The organism is Massilia sp. Root335, assembly GCF_001425685.1.
GTDB lineage: Bacteria > Pseudomonadota > Gammaproteobacteria > Burkholderiales > Burkholderiaceae_D > Telluria > Telluria luteola.
In genome coordinates this window covers 49,527-64,117 of sequence record NZ_LMCY01000048.1, presented here as the reverse complement: position 1 = coordinate 64,117, position 14,591 = coordinate 49,527, and the positions used below count along the sequence as shown (strand labels likewise).

Below are 14,591 nucleotides of genomic sequence, written 5' to 3'. Positions count from 1 at the left end.
CGGATGGCCGGACGCACGGGGCCGGTCGATCCGGAACGGCGTGTCCGGCGACCTCCAGCGCGATCCGGCGGGTCAAGTTCGCGGCGCGGCGCCAGCTTCCTTGTTGCATTTATGGAACGAAATCCGATGCCATTTTGTTGTCGTTTTCATAAGTTGCGAAAACGTGACGGGCGTTTCCGTGTTAGTTGCCAAGCCTTAACTGTTATACTGACGCCCCCGCGCCCGTGGCCCAGAAGGCCGCGCGCGACAGCAGACTGGTAAGCCTTACGATGATCGACAACCTGGCCGCAACCGCCGCCGACTCACTATCCCCAGCGCAAGAAGAGCTCGACCCGCTGCAGACCCACTTTCAGGAGGGCGTGGCGCCGGACGAGATCGAGCAGGTGTACCACCTCAAGCGTGCACAGCCCATGCTGCAGGCGTTCACGGCGCTGTTCCACGGCTCGCAGGACGGCGTCATCGTGCGCCTGCTGGTGCTGCGCGAACTGGCGTCGGACACGATGGACTCGGCGTTTTCGCGCGCCGACATCAACACCAAGTTCGCCTACCTGATCCCGGAAAGCCTGGAAACGGTGCTGGGCCGCCTGCGCAGCCACGGCCTGCTCGCGTGGGACAATCCGGCCGCCGTCTACCGCATCACGCCGCTGGCGCGCAACGTGCTGGCCGCGCTCGACACCCTGCTGGCACTGGGCAAGCCGGAAGAGGACGAGGCCGAGATGGGCTTCCTGCTGTCTCAGGTGGCGGGCGCGCAGGCCGTGGGCGGCGTCACCGTCGACCAGCTGAAGCACCTGCTGGGCCGCCTCGTCGAGCTGCACGAGGAATTCCGCGACGCCATCGCGTCCGGTTCCGAATTCCGCCTGCGCGCGTCGCAGGCGAAGTGGCACATGGCGTGCGACTGGGTCGAGAAGGGCTCCGTGATCCTGCGCGCCATCACGTCCGACGAGCGCGCCGATTCGGCCACGCACCGCGCCGCGCAGGCGATCGGCCGCGCCCAGTCGCAGCTCCTGAACATGCAGGGGATGTTCTCGCGCGCGCTGAACCAGATCGAGCGCCAGCGCGTGCACCTCGGCCAGTCCGGCCTGTCGACGACGGACATCAAGCGCTGGCTGCTGGCGCACGACGACCTCGCGGGCCTGGCCGAGGATGCGATCGACCGTCCGGTGGTGCCGCTGTTCGCGACGCCGGCCGAGATGATCGACGTGGCCGAGACGGAACTGATGATGGAGCGCGTCGTGAACGTGGCACCGGGCGCGCTGCCGAACGGCGAGGACGCGGCGATGACCATCAACGACAACCCGGCGATGCAGGCGGAGCTGGACGACTGGATCCGCCGCCTCGCCGATTTCGCCAGCGTGGACAACTTCCCCATCATGGCCGAGGGCGCGCCGCGGAGCGTGCCGATCCAGGAATCGCTGCTGCCGGCCAGCTTTGCCGTGGCGTCGTACCGCGCCTCGCTGCTGCCGCTGCTGGGCGACCCGGCCGAAGCGAACCTGCAGGGCCCGACCGCCGAACTGGCGCGCCTGCCCGTGCGCTTCGACTCGGCCGACGAAATGGTGCCGCTGGACGACCCGCACATCGCGGCCATCTCGCGCGCGACCCTCTCACTGAACCTCGACCTACCGAGTACTCCGGAAAGCAAGACGCAAGATGAATGACGACGCCCAAATCCTGATCGCGCGACTGCTCACGCACCAGACCCTGCGCCGCGACGACAAGATGGTCAAGCGCGCGCTGTCCGACGACCAGTTCCGCGCCGAGATCGACAAGCGCCTGCTCGAATGCGGCCTGAAGCTGCTCGACAACGTCTACGCCGACCACGTCACGCTGGCCCTGCACCGCAACGTCGAACCGAAGATCTTCGGCGCCAAGGACATCTGGCAGAACAATAATTTCGGTCTCACGCGCGACGGCGTGGCGCTGCTCGTCGTGCTGTGGGCGCAGATCATCCTGCCCAAGCGCCAGCGCCAGGAGACGCACCAGTCCATCGACGTCGACCAGTCCGACATGTTCGACAAGGACAATCCGATCCCGCGCGCCGAGGACACGTCGATCGGCATCTCGTACACGACGCTGCTCGCCGACTTCGGCGACAAGCTGGGCAAGAAGACGCGCATGGACATGAACCTGGGCCTGCTGTCGAAGCTCGGTTTCATCGAGCGCCGCGGCGACGTGATCCTCGAAGGTCCGCTGCTGGACCTCCTGATGGACACCGACGTGCTCAAGGAACGCATCATCAACGGCGCGCTGGCCGACGTGTTCAAGCGCGCGCCGCTGGCCGCGGCACCGCGCCGCCACGTCAGCGAAGCCGCCAACGACGAGCCGCCGGCAGCGATCGACGCCGCCGCGGACACCGACACGCCCCAAGCTTAAGAGACCCGCATGTTCCACATCAAATCACTCGAGCTGGTCCACTGGGACTACTGGCAGCGCATCAAGAACATCCCGCTCGACGCCAAGATCATCACCATCGCCGGCCAGAACGGCTCCGGCAAGACGACCTTGCTCGACGCGCTGCGCACGCTGTTCGGCCTCGATTGCTCGATGGGCCGCACGTACAAGCACTACGCGCGCCACTCGGGCCAGCAGAGCGCCTGGCTGCGCGCCGTCGTCGACAACAAGCCGTCCGGCCGCCAGCTGTCGAACCGGCCGTTCCGCCACTCCGGCTTCTTCAGCGACGACGAGGTCACGCTGTTCTGCCAGGTGCAGAAGAACGGCGGCGACTGGAAGCGCCAGTACCTGATGCGACCGGGGAATATCCAGATCGAGGAAGTGACCGAAGCCACCGACTGGCTCGGCGTCGAGAACTACCGCAAGCGCCTCGCGTCGGCCGGCCTGTCGCCGGCGATGTCGAAGGTCCTCGCGCTGGAGCAGGGCGAGACCGATAAACTGTGCGAATACGCGCCGCGCCAGTTGCTGGACCTCGTGTTCCAGGTGTTCGGCGACAAGGAAGTGCTGGACGCGTACGACGAAGCGAAGCGCCACCAGCGCGACACCGAGTCGGAACTGAAGCGCTTCGAGGCCGAACTGGAAACCTCGCGCATCAACCTGGAAGGCCTGCGCCTGCGCGTGGCGAACTACCACCAGTGGGAAGACCTCAACAAGGAACGCCGCGCCCTCGTCGAGGAAGTGCTGCCGAGCCTCGAATACCACGAAGCGCGCGAAAAGGCCGCGAACGTCAGCCGCGCGCTGCGTGAGGCGAAGAAGCCGCTGATGCAGGCCGACGGCCTGCTCTCCGAAAAGCGCAACGCGCTGGCGGCGCAGCAGCGCGCGCTGACGGAAGCGCAGCAGCAGGAAGTGAAGCTCGAACAGGAAGCAAATGAGCTGGCGAGCCGCCTGACGCAGGTGAACGCCAAACTCAAGCCGCTGGAAAGCCTGCTCGAACAAAAGGAACGCCTGAACAAACTGGCGGCCGACGCCGGCGCGGATATCGCGGAAGTGGCCGCCCAGCTGGAGGCGAAAGAGGCGGAACTCGCGAAGAAGAAGGCCGAGCGCGAGGCGCTGGCCACGAGAATCGCGGGCGAGCTGGCGACGATCTCCGCGCTGCAGGGCAAGACCACGATGCCCGAGCCGGAAGCCCAGCGCCAGATGCGCCGCGCGCTGCGCGATGCCGGCATCCCGCATGCCATGCTGTCGGACATCGTCGAAGTGACGGACCCGAAGTGGCAGGGCGCCGTCGAGGGTGTGCTGGGCGGCTATGCGTCCGTCGTGCTGCTGGAACGCGCGAAGGATGCGGCGGCGGCCTACAAGCTGGCGGAGAAGGAGCGTTACCGCCACTTCATCGTGCCGGACTGCGTCGACGCGCCGGTGGTCAAGGACGACACGCTGCTGTCGGTCGTGCGCTTTTCCTCCAAGGCGCCGTCGTGGCTGATCGACCAGCTGGAACGCATCGAGCGCGTGAATTCCGTCGACGACGGTTTCAAGAGCGATGGCGACGAATGGATCACGCCGGACGCGTATCACCGCGAACGCCGCGGCGGCCGCTCGCTGTTCGTGGAGCCGTCGCGCTACCGCTTCGGCGCGGCCGGCAAGACGCAGCGCCTGGAAGCCATCCAGAAGGCGCTGCCGTCGCTGGAAGCGCAGGAAGACACGCTGACGCTCGCGATCAGCAAGCTGGCGGCGGAAGTGTCGGCGCTGCGCGTGCGCATCGCCGGCGTGGACGCGGCGAAGGAACTGTCCGCGCGCCAGGCCGAATTCGAGGAAGCCACGCGCGCGCTGGAGCCGCTCAAGGCCGAGCGCCTGCAGGTCGGCGCGCGCCTGGGCGAGCTGCAGGTCTTGATCAAGAATGCGACCGTCACGCGCACGCGTGCCGACACCGTCTGGCAGAACGCGCGCATGGCGCTGTCGGAAGCGGAAGCGGGCATGCGCCTGAACAACCGCCGCGTGATCGAGCAGCGCGGCGAACATGCGCGCGAACTCCTGAACCTGCGCCGCGGCTGGCGCCACGTGCCGCAGGCCTGGCGCAGCACGCAGCAGCGCGCGGCCCTCGTCGCGACGCACCAGAACGCGCACCAGGTCAAGCTGCGCATGAATTCCCTCGACGCGTCGCTGGCGCGTCCCGACTGGGAACAGGACCCGACCGTCATCGACCAGTACGGGCGCCTGAACGACCAGCTGTCCGGCCGCCAGGTCGAGACGGAAGAACGCCGCTACCAGAACAACCGCGCGATCGAGGCGACGGACAACGCGCGCGGCGCGTACATCGAGCGCCTGCGCTACACGATCAAGACCTATTCGAAGAACATCCGCGAACTGGGCGAGCTGGCGAACATCGACGTGTCGGTCGACCCGGTCCGGCTGGAGAACGACGACGTGCAGCTGGCCCAGGCCGGCCTGCACGTGCGTTTCAAGTTCGACGGCAAGGGCCAGATCGGCATGAACGACGGCGAGGCGTCGGGCGGCCAGCAGGTCATGAAATCGCTGGTGCTGCTCATCGGCCTGCTGAAGTCGGAAGAGGGGTCCGGCGGCTTCGTGTTCATCGACGAACCGTTCGCCCACCTGGACATCCGCAACATCCAGCTGGTCGGCGAATTCCTCAAGAACACCGATGCGCAATACCTCATGACGACGCCGCTGACGCACAACACGGACGTCTACGATCCGTCCGACCTCACGCTCATCACGAGCAAGAAGAAGAAGGACGTGCAGTGGGCCCAGCCGATCTTCGTGCTGCAGAGAAGGCAGCAGGGCGATCCGGAGGCGAAGGCGGCTTGACCGCCATGCCGCGGCAAACGAAACGGCCGGCGTCCGCGAGGGCGCCGGCCGTTTTCAATGGTGCGCCGGCGTGCGGGCCGGCGCGGGACGTCACGCCGTGGTGAGCAGCATGTGGCCCGTGTCGGCCGTGACGTAGGCGCGGGTCAGGTCGAGCGTGCCGACGATTTCGACGGCGTAGTCGGCGGCGCCGATCGTACCGTTGCCATCGACGTCGACGACCAGGAAGTGCACGCCCGGCGTACCGGCGGCGCCGCTGAAATCGACGTAGGCCGCTTCCGGCTTGCCGGCCGCCTGGAAGTGGACGGCCGCGTTGATCAGGCCAAGCAGCTCGGTTCCCGTTTCGGTGCCGGACAGGGTCTGGGCGGACTCCGTATAGAACCCGTCGATCTTGACGCCGAAGTCGAGCACCTGCATGTGCGTGGCCTGCGCCGCGCTGCCGGTGCCGACGTTGATGACGTCGAAGCCGTGCGCCGCCTGGCCATCCGCGACGATGGTCGATTCCTGCACGGCGCGGTACACGAAGGTGCTCGAGCCCGCGGTCGCGCTGATCGTATCGGCGCCGTTGCCGCCGTAGATGGCGCTGGTGACGTGATTGTCGCTGTTGTCCGCGGTGCCGAGGGCGGTGATGTGGTCGTCGCCGTCGTAGCCCCAGACATTCTGCCCACTGAGCGTGTCCGCGCCGGCCGTGCCAAGGGCGTACGTGATGCCGTTGTCGGTATGAACGGTCGCGCTCGGGCCGACGCCCAGGATGCCTTGCACGGCCGTCGTCTGCACGCCGAACGTGGTGGTCCCGGCGGCGGCCTCGCCGATCTGCACCGACGCGTTGCCGCCGTCGGTCAGATAGGCGTGGCCGGCCTGGGTGCTGGTCAGCGAGATGCCGGTGTCCAGCGCCTGCGCCGAGTAGCTGACGAACGGACCGTCGATCGTCACCGGCGTCGTGTAGGTGGACAGGCCGCCCAGCGACGTGACGCTCAGCGTGACCATCGGGTCGGACGCGCTCAGGTCGACATCGTGCAGCGTGACCGTCTTCGCGGTCGCGTCGATCGTGGCGCCCGTCGCCGTGACGAAGGAGCCGGCGCCGATCTGGACGTTGACGCTGGCGCCGGCGTCGATCGTGCCGGTGTAGGCGAACACCAGGTCGGCCTTGGTCAGCGCCGTCTGCGTGCCGCCCTGGGCGCCGCCGGCGATGTGGTCGAACGCGAGTCCCGCGGCGGGCGCCTCGCCTTCGAGCGTGTACGGCATCGACGTGGTCGTGGCGTTGCCGGCCGCGTCGACGACGCGCACCTGCAGCGTGTGCTGGCCATTGGTCAGCCACGCCGTCGCATGGCCATTGGTATCCGGCGCGGTGCCCGGAATCCAGTGGATGCCGTCATCCGTGTACTGCCAGGTCGCGCCGGCCTCGATGCCGTCGACCTGGATCTGGCCGGCGTACGTGACGTGGTCGGTGGCGCTCGCGCCGGTATCGTTCACGAACGAGACCGTGGGCGCGGCCGGCGCGGTCTTGTCCATGTCGACTTCGAGCGCGTTCGTCGTGCCCGTGTTGCCGGCGAGGTCGGTGACGACGTAGCGGATGAAGTGGGTGCCGTCGGCCAGCGGGTCGCTGTCCTTCGCGCCGACCCAGGTGCCGTCCGCGCCCGTATCCGACAGCTGGAATTCCACCGTGGCGGCATTTTTCGCGCCGTACAGGTTGACCCAGTAGTTGTCAGTGTTGGTCAGGAGGCTGGTCGCGGCGAGGTCCTTGCCGTCCGTGCCCTGGAACGCGAGCCGGGCGTTGACCGCGGCCTGGACCGTGTAGTCGAGCGAACCGAGGCCGAACGTCTCGGTGCCGTCGGCCTGGCCGAACTCGCGGACCAGCAGGCTGTGCGCGCCGGCGCCGAGGTCCAGCAGGGCCACGCCGCCGGTATCCGCGGCCGGGCCCGCGGTCCAGGTCGTGCCGGCGTCGGTGCTGTACGACCAGGCGGCCGCCGCATCGAGACCGCTGACCTTGACCTGGCCGTTGCTGGTGAAGTGGTCGGTCGCGCTCACGCCCGTGTCCTGGACGAGCTGCACGGCCGGCGCGCCGGGCAGCGCATGGTCCATGACGATCTTCAGCGCGTTCGACGGGGCCGTGTTGCCGGCCGCGTCGGTGACGACGTAGCGGATGAAATGGGTGCCGTCGGCCAGCGGATCGCTGTCCTTCGCGTCGGTCCAGGTGCCGTCCGCGCCCGTGGCCGACACCTGGAAGCCGACGGCCGCGGCGCCTTTTGCGCCGTGCAGGCTGACCCAGTAGTTGTCCGTGTTGGTGACGAGGCTGGTCACCGTCAGGTCGTTGCCGTCGGCGCCCTGGAGGGCGAGCGTCGGCACGAACGCCGTTTTCAGCGTGTACTGCAGCGTGGTGGTGGCGCTGACGTTGCCGGCCGCGTCGGTGCTGCGCACATGCAGGGTCTGGTCGCCGGTCGCGCTGGTGTCCAGCAGGGCGGTGCCGGTGTTGCCGGCGGCCGGTCCCGTGTGCCAGGTCTTGCCGTCGACGCTGTATTGCCAGGTCGCGCCGGCTTCCAGGCCGCTGATCTTGACCTGGCCGTCGTTGGTGAGGTGGTCGGTGGCGCTGCTGCCGGTATCCGCGACCAGCTCCACCTTCGGCGCCGCGGGCGGCGTGGTGTCCACAGGCGCGGGGGGCGTGACGATGTTGTCCACGGCGGTGAGGCCGCCCTGGTCCGCCGCCTGGGTCACGTCGTGGAGGCTCGTGCCGGCCGGGAGCGAATCGACGATGCCGGCCATGCCGCCGCCTTGTTTCAGCGTGGTGAGGGCCGTGGTATCCGTGGCGGCCGCCTTGCCGACGCTGGCCAGCGCCTCGACCATGGCGACCGGATCGGCCTTGCCGCTGGACGAGGCGAGCAGCGTCGTCAGGCTGCCGCTGCCGGCGAGGGCGGCGATGACTTCCGGATTGTCGTGCGCGGTCTGGACGAGCGATTTGGTGGCCGTGACCAGCGCCGTGATGTCGGCCGCGCTCGTCGTGGGCGTGACCGCGGCGATCAGCACGCGCGCCGCGTCGATCGCGGCGCTGCCGTCATAGGGCACGCCCGAGGCCGCGACTGCGGCGGTGAACTGGGCGGCGGCTTCCTGGCGCAGGGTCGACAGTTGCGCGTCGGTGTCCTGGGCGCCGTTCATGATCTGGATGGCGGCGTCGGCGATGCTGACGGTGCCCGAGTCGATGGCCTTCGTCCAGTAGTCGAGGCCGGCCTGGTCGGGCGCGCGGTTGAACAGTTGCTGGTAGACGTCGGCGATGCGGTCGGCCGGCGTGGCGCTGCCGAAGCGGTCCGTCGCTTCGGTCGACGTCGAGAACGCGTCGACGATGGCGCTGAAGTCGCCATTGTTTTGCGCAAGGGCTTGCGACCAGTAGGCCAGGCCCGCGGGATCGGCAGGACGGCCGTAATACGCGAGGTAGAAGGAATTGACGGCGGCGTCGTAGTTGGTTGCCATGTAGTTAATAGTCCTTGTTATGGGCGGCGGTACTGGTTTTTCATTTCCGCATAGAACTAAAACTATAGCATTGAAGAATTTGAAATTGACTAATGGCAATTGAATATTGATGAACTGTGGTTTTTCACACGCACGCGTCGCTGCCGGGCCGCGCCAGGACGGGAGACCGGTCCTGGTCCGCATGGGCGCGCGCGCCCGCGTGGACGAGGTGCGCGCGCAGCACTTGGCAGGCCGATTCCCCGATGACGCGCCAGTGCTCGCGCCGCAATGCCGCGCGCTTGCGGTGCTTGGACGCCATGTCGGCCAGCGGCCGGGCGTGGAACGGCAGGGCGATATGCCATGCGCGGCCCGGCATCTCGGTGCCGCCGAGGATGCGCCAGAATCCGTCGTAGGCGTTGGCGAAGTGTGTTGCGGCGCCGGGCGCGTAGGCGCAGTGCCAGGCCGACTTGACGGCCACCACCTGGTCCACGCCCAGCGCCTGTGCGATGCCCTGCAAGGCGGCGAAGCAGAAGAAGCCGGGCGTCGTGACCAGCGGCGAGTTGTGCGGGAAGGCGCGTCGGAAGGCGTCGACGGCGTCGACCGCACCGGTGCGCGGGCCCTGGTTGCGGGCGATGAAGGGCAGCATCCCGGGGCCGCCCAGCCCGGCGGTGCCGGCGAAGCGTTCGTCGACCCAGCTGAACGACAGCCGGTGCACGCACTTGCCGTCGGCCAGCAGGGAAAGCGTCAGGTCGCCTTCCGCGTTCAGGCGTTGCGCCATCCCGAGCCGGACCGCGACGTGGCCGCCGTCCGTGTCGTTCTGCCACAGCACGAGGCCGCCGTCGCGGTAGACCGCGTGTTTATAGGCGGCGTCGAAGGTGGCGTCCTCGAAGCGGTAATGGGTGAGGACGCAGCGCACGCGCTGGCGCAGCGACAGCCCCTTGGCAAGATAGTTGCGGTGGCTCAGGTGGTGAAACACGTCGTCGTGGACCTGGGTGACGTAGTTGCGGTAGATGTCCATCGTCAGCAATTCCAGGTGCGCGCGGCGGAACAGCAGGACGCGCAGGCTGCGGGCGATGCATGCGGCCCAGGAGGCGAAGGGGTAATGGCGCCGCGCCATCCAATGGCGGGTCAGGTGCGTGAAAACCATGTGTGCTCCAGATGGGTGACTGGAGCCATGGAATAAATGTCAATACGTTGCGTGGCCCCGGCGGCCATTCTCCGCAGCGTTATGCATCACGTATTGGAGTGCGACAAACGCCGGCGGCGCGACGCCCACCGGCGCGTGCCGGGTCCGGGCCGATCAGATGTGGATCAATATTTCCGGAGGCCGGCCGCACGCGGCGCGCATGCGGCGGTCGAACTACAGCTTGCCGATTTCCTTGCGCTTGCGCTGGCGCCAGCGCATCAGGCCGGCCGAGAAGGCGGCGAAATAGGCGGCCGTCACGCCCAGGCACAACATGGTGATGGGGCTGTCCGTGAAGCGTGGGTTGGGGTGGCTGCTGCCCTGGTTCATGTAGATCTCGATGCCGAGGTAGATCACGCGCGCCACCAGCAGCATGGCGACGAGGATGCCCATGCGCGACGGCGGCGTAAAGAAATAGCCTTCGGGCGTGTCTTCGAAGCGGGTGCGCGAGAGGCCGTAGGTGCCGAGGGCGATGCCGGCGATGGCGCCGGCGGCCAGTGCGGCCAGCTGGAACGGGCGGTCGCCGAGTTCCGTGCCGGGGACGAGGACCATCGCGGCGAACACGAACAGGCCCGTGTAGTGGCGCGACACGATCGAGCGCTGGCGCGTCATCTGGTTCTTGATGCGCGAATAGATGCGCCAGACGAGCAGGGGGACGAGGGCGATGAGGGCGAGGGTAGTAAGACTCATGCGATGCAGGTTACGGGTTCGTTACGGCCGGCGCGGTGCGCTTGCGCCAGGAGAGCAGGCCGAACGCATAGCTCGTGTAATAGCCGGCCAGCACGCCGAAGATCACGAGGGTCAGCGGGCTCGACACGAATTCATGGTGCGCGAACGAGCCCAGCATGTAGTACTCGTATGCGCGCCAGGCCATGCGGCCCATGAACAGCAGGGCCACCACGAGGCCGATCGGTGCGTTCGGGGTGAAGAAAAAGTCGGTGCCGACCTGCTCGAAGCGCGTCTTGCCGATCGCGATCCGGCCCAGCACGGCGCCGACCGGCAGCCCGGCCGCCAGGCCCGCGAGGGCGAACGGATTCGTCTTGATGCTGACGACGGCCAGGATCACGAGCAGCAGCGGGAAGAACACCAGGGTCGTGCGGTGACGCCACGTCTTCGAACGCTGGCGGGTCGTCAGGCGCCTGATGCGGCTGTACATCCGCCACAGCACGAGCGGCGCGAGGACGGCGGCAACGACGGGAGTCGGCAACATGAGGTTCCTTGGGTTACGTTTTGTCGAATCCGCCATTGTAATCCAGGCGCGCGTCGACAAACGGCTGCCCATGGTAATGTTTTGGCATCTTCAGCAGGAGCTTTCCATGATTCCAGACCCGATCGCGACGCGGCGGTCGATCCGGCACGAAGCCCATCGTGCTCCCGATCCCGCACCCATCGAAGAACCGCCGCCCGACCCGTTCGAGAATACCGATCCCCACCAGCCGCCGATCCGCACGCCGCAGAACGACGAGCCGCCGGTCAACCCGAATCCGAGCATCGTGCACTGACGCTAGGCCAGCAGGGCCGCGTGTTCCTGCAGCAGGGCGGCAAGCAGTTCCGCCATCAGCGTGACGCGCGGCGCGCGGCGCACGTCCGGGTGGACGGCCAGCCACAGCGGGCGGCTCAGCACCTGGCCATATTCCGGATGCAAGGCCAGCATCGGGTCGCCGCGGCCGAGGAAGTGCGGCAGCACGGCGACGCCGAGCCCGGCGCGGCACGCGGCCAGCATGGCGGCCGCGTCGTTGGTCCAGAACGCATACGGGCGTCCGGCCACGAATTTCGCCAGCCATTTCTGCTGCGGCGTCTCCTTCATCGCCTCGCCATGGCCGATGAATTCCCATTCCTCCGCGGGCCGCTCGAACCAGCCGGGCGCCGCATACAGTCCGTAGCCGGTCTGGGCCAGCGGCCGGGCCGCGAGGCCGTCCTGGCTGGGGCGCGCCATGCGCAGCGCCAGGTCGGCCTCGCGCCGGTACAGGTCGGCCTCGCGGACTTCCCCGATGATTTCCAGTGCGATCGCCGGCCAGCGCGCACGCAGCGCGCCCAGGCGCGGCACGAGGAATACGCTGGAAAACACTGGCGGTGCCGACAGCCGGACGACGCCCCGCAGCGTGGACGCGCCCGCGCCGGCGCGCGCAAAGGCCAGCGCCTCGTCTTCGACCCGGCGTGCCTGGGCCAGCAATTCCTCGCCTTCCGCGGTCAGCGCCCAGTGTTTCGGCAGGCGGTCGAACAGGCGCACGCCCAGGCGCGTCTCGAGCATGCCGATGCGGCGCGCGACGGTCGAGTGCTCGACCTGCAGCACGCGCGCCGTCGCGCTCAGCTTGCCCTGGCGCGCCAGTTCGACGAAATAACGGATGTCGTCCCAGTCGAGGGTGCCGCCCCCGGATGGCTCGGGTCGACCTATGGATTTTTGCACGGTCATTGACGATTTTTTGGGATTTCCGACGATTTTTAATCAATCTACCATGAAGCCTCACACATCAGGAGGTCATATGGATGAATTGATCGAACACGTGCGCATCCACCGCCAGGGCGGCGCGGAAGAACTGGAAGTCGAGCGGCTCGCGCTCGCGCCGCCGGCGGCGGGCGAGGTGCGCGTGCGCCAGGTGGCGGCCGGCGTGAATTTCCTCGACGTTTATTACCGCAACGGGCTGTATCCGCTCGCGCAATTGCCGGCCACACTCGGTGTGGAAGGGGCTGGCATCGTCGAGGCGCTCGGGCCCGGCGTCACCGGATTCGTGCCGGGCCAGCGCGTCGCGTACACGGGGCTGATGGGCGCCTACGCGGCGGCGCGCAACGTGCCGGCCGAGCGTCTCGTGGCCGTGCCGGACGACGTCGCGCTGGACGCCGTCGCCGGCGGCCTGCTGCGCGGCGTCACGGCGCATATGCTGTTCGCCCACGTGCGCCAGCTCCGCCCCGGCGACACGGTCCTCGTGCATGCGGCCGCCGGCGGCCTCGGGCTCGTGCTGACCCAGTGGGCGAGCGCGCTCGGCGCGCGCGTCATCGGCACCGTCGGCAGCCGCGACAAGGCGGCGCTCGCGCTGGCGCATGGCGCCGAACGCGTCGTGCTGTACCGCGAAGACGATTTCGTGGCGGCGGCGCGCGATTTCGGCGGCGGCCGCGGCGTCGATTACGCCATCGACGGCGTCGGCGGCACGAACCTGCTGCGCACCTTCGACGCGGTGCGCCCCTACGGCATGGCGGTCAACGTCGGCCAGGCCGGCGGCAAGGTCGAACCCGTCGATCTGATGCAGATCGCGGCCCCGCGCGCGCTCGCCTTCGCGCGCCCGAGCGTGATGCGTTTCATGACGGAACCCGCGCTGTACCGCGAGGGCGTGCAGGCCACGCTGGCGCGGCTCGCGGCGGGGCTGCGCGTGCCGGTCGGGCTCGACCTGCCGCTCGCACGCGCGGCCGAGGCCCATGCCGCACTGGAAGCGGGACGGACCAGCGGCGCCGTGCTGCTGCGCCCGGACCATCAAAAAAGCGCTTGACCAACCCATAACCGGATGGTTATGATTAAACCCATAGCCACTCGGTTATAAATAGCCATGACAGACGCTCACGATATTATTTTCCGGACACTCGGCGACCCGACGCGGCGCGCCCTTTTCGAATCGCTGTGCCGCGACGGCGAGCAGACGGTCGGGGCCCTCACGGCCCGGGCCGGCATCTCGCAGCCGGCCGTGTCCAAGCATCTGGGCTTGTTGAAGCTGGCCGGGCTCGTGCGCGACCGGCATGAAGGACGCCAGACGCATTACACCGCACAGCTCGGTGCGCTCGCACCGTTGACCGACTGGACGAACCAAATGGCCCGGTTCTGGGAGAGCCGGTTCGATGACCTGGAAGACCTGTTGAAAAGGATGGACCAATGAACGATACCTCGCTCCAAACGCGCACCGTCACCGTCGAACGTGAATTTGCTCACCCGCCGGAAAAGATCTGGCGCGCACTGACCCAGCCGCACCTCATCGAGGCCTGGCTGATGAAGAACGATTTCGTGCCCGCCCTGAACCACCGTTTCAGCCTGCGCGGCGACTGGGGTTCCGTCGATTGCCAGGTCCTGGAGATCGAGCCGAACCGTTCGCTGTCCTACACCTGGGCCGCGATGGGCCTCGACAGCGTCGTCACCTGGACCCTGACCCCGGCGGGCGCGGGCACGCACCTCAAGGTGGAGCAGACGGGCTTCCAGCCCGGCCAGGACGCGGCTTACAATGGTGCAAAATACGGCTGGAACAAATTCACCACCGCCCTCGACGAGGTTCTGGCGAAGCTCGGCGACTAGGCCAAAGGAGGAGACATGAAACAGGAGATTTCGTCCTCGGACGTGCCGGCGTCCGTGCGGATCGACCGCCGGATCGCCGACCTGGGCGACTGGCGCGGCGAGACGCTGGCCCGGGTACGCGCACTCATCAAGGAAGCGGTGCCGGGCGTCGAGGAAGAGTGGAAGTGGATGGGCACGCCTGTCTGGTCCAGCCAGGGCATCATCTGCACGGGCGAGTCGTACAAGGCGCACGTGAAGCTGACCTTCCTCAAGGGCGCGTCGCTGGACGATCCCTCCGGCCTGTTCAACTCCAGCCTGGACGGCAACGCGCGGCGCGCCATCGACATCCATGAAGGCGAGGAGCTCGATGCCGCCGCATTCCGGGCGCTCATCCGCGCCGCAGCGGCACTCAACGCGGCCGCCAAGGCGAAGCCGAAGCGCGCGAAAGCCGCTTAGTCGACAATTCGGGGTCGACAATTCGGGTCGACAATTCGGGGTCAGAGCCCG

General features: G+C 67.9%; 13 protein-coding genes. 8 read left to right on the top strand and 5 right to left on the bottom strand.

The genetic code is table 11. From position 1 onward, the window contains the following. The first annotated feature begins 269 nt into the window (after positions 1–269). From ASC93_RS24130 to ASC93_RS24120, 3 genes are read left to right on the top strand one after another with little or no spacing between them, the layout of a single operon-like run. Positions 270–1,655 carry a hypothetical protein gene (locus tag ASC93_RS24130; RefSeq protein ID WP_056448635.1) on the top strand — a complete coding sequence of 462 codons (1,386 nt, stop codon included), beginning with the start codon at positions 270–272 and terminating at the stop codon, positions 1,653–1,655. Continuing rightward, a complete protein-coding gene (locus ASC93_RS24125; RefSeq protein ID WP_056448632.1) occupies positions 1,648–2,370 on the top strand; it encodes a hypothetical protein in 723 nt (240 codons plus the stop codon). Before ASC93_RS24130 ends, ASC93_RS24125 begins: the two co-directional genes overlap by 8 nt. 9 nt (positions 2,371–2,379) lie before the next feature. Next, positions 2,380–5,211: an ATP-binding protein gene (locus ASC93_RS24120; RefSeq protein WP_056448630.1), complete on the top strand. Its 2,832-nt coding sequence runs from the start codon at positions 2,380–2,382 to the stop codon at positions 5,209–5,211. 90 nt (positions 5,212–5,301) lie between these two features. Here the strand turns inward: ASC93_RS24120 and ASC93_RS24115 are convergent, their stop codons facing one another. The 4 genes from ASC93_RS24115 to ASC93_RS24100 all read right to left on the bottom strand — a co-directional run bounded on the left by ASC93_RS24115 (position 5,302) and on the right by ASC93_RS24100 (position 11,042). Then, positions 5,302–8,670 carry an Ig-like domain-containing protein gene (locus ASC93_RS24115; protein WP_056448627.1) on the bottom strand — a complete coding sequence of 1,123 codons (3,369 nt, stop codon included), beginning with the start codon at positions 8,668–8,670 and terminating at the stop codon, positions 5,302–5,304. 124 nt (positions 8,671–8,794) lie between these two features. Then, entirely contained in the window at positions 8,795–9,796 is a 1,002-nt protein-coding gene (locus tag ASC93_RS24110; RefSeq protein WP_082548308.1) for a DUF535 family protein, read from the bottom strand. 213 nt (positions 9,797–10,009) lie between these two features. Further along, positions 10,010–10,522, bottom strand: coding sequence for a hypothetical protein (locus ASC93_RS24105; protein ID WP_056448624.1), 513 nt, complete (start codon positions 10,520–10,522; stop codon positions 10,010–10,012). 10 nt (positions 10,523–10,532) lie between these two features. Continuing rightward, positions 10,533–11,042 carry a hypothetical protein gene (locus ASC93_RS24100; RefSeq protein ID WP_056448621.1) on the bottom strand — a complete coding sequence of 170 codons (510 nt, stop codon included), beginning with the start codon at positions 11,040–11,042 and terminating at the stop codon, positions 10,533–10,535. A gap of 106 nt (positions 11,043–11,148) precedes the next feature. On the opposite strand from ASC93_RS24100, the gene ASC93_RS24095 reads away from it, so the two are divergent. Further along, positions 11,149–11,334 (top strand): hypothetical protein, encoded by a 186-nt coding sequence (locus tag ASC93_RS24095; protein WP_056448618.1) that lies wholly within the window; start codon positions 11,149–11,151, stop codon positions 11,332–11,334. 2 nt (positions 11,335–11,336) lie between these two features. Here ASC93_RS24095 and ASC93_RS24090 read toward each other — a convergent pair whose 3' ends face one another. Beyond that, complete coding sequence (locus ASC93_RS24090; protein ID WP_056448615.1) at positions 11,337–12,245, bottom strand: LysR family transcriptional regulator; 909 nt, start codon at positions 12,243–12,245, stop codon at positions 11,337–11,339. Positions 12,246–12,315: 70 nt separating this feature from the next. On the opposite strand from ASC93_RS24090, the gene ASC93_RS24085 reads away from it, so the two are divergent. Genes ASC93_RS24085 through ASC93_RS24070 form a run of 4 tightly spaced genes read left to right on the top strand, consistent with a single transcriptional unit; the run spans position 12,316 to position 14,540 of the window. Then, entirely contained in the window at positions 12,316–13,314 is a 999-nt protein-coding gene (locus ASC93_RS24085; protein WP_056448612.1) for a quinone oxidoreductase, read from the top strand. A gap of 57 nt (positions 13,315–13,371) precedes the next feature. Further along, the gene (locus tag ASC93_RS24080) at positions 13,372–13,695 is read left to right on the top strand and encodes a helix-turn-helix transcriptional regulator (RefSeq protein ID WP_056448609.1); all 324 of its coding nucleotides are present in this window, start codon (positions 13,372–13,374) and stop codon (positions 13,693–13,695) included. Continuing rightward, the gene (locus tag ASC93_RS24075; protein WP_056448606.1) at positions 13,692–14,105 is read left to right on the top strand and encodes an SRPBCC domain-containing protein; all 414 of its coding nucleotides are present in this window, start codon (positions 13,692–13,694) and stop codon (positions 14,103–14,105) included. The genes ASC93_RS24080 and ASC93_RS24075 overlap by 4 nt, the downstream gene beginning before the upstream one ends. Before the next feature lie 15 nt (positions 14,106–14,120). Continuing rightward, positions 14,121–14,540 (top strand): DUF1801 domain-containing protein, encoded by a 420-nt coding sequence (locus ASC93_RS24070; RefSeq protein WP_056448603.1) that lies wholly within the window; start codon positions 14,121–14,123, stop codon positions 14,538–14,540. The last annotated feature ends 51 nt before the right edge of the window (positions 14,541–14,591 follow it).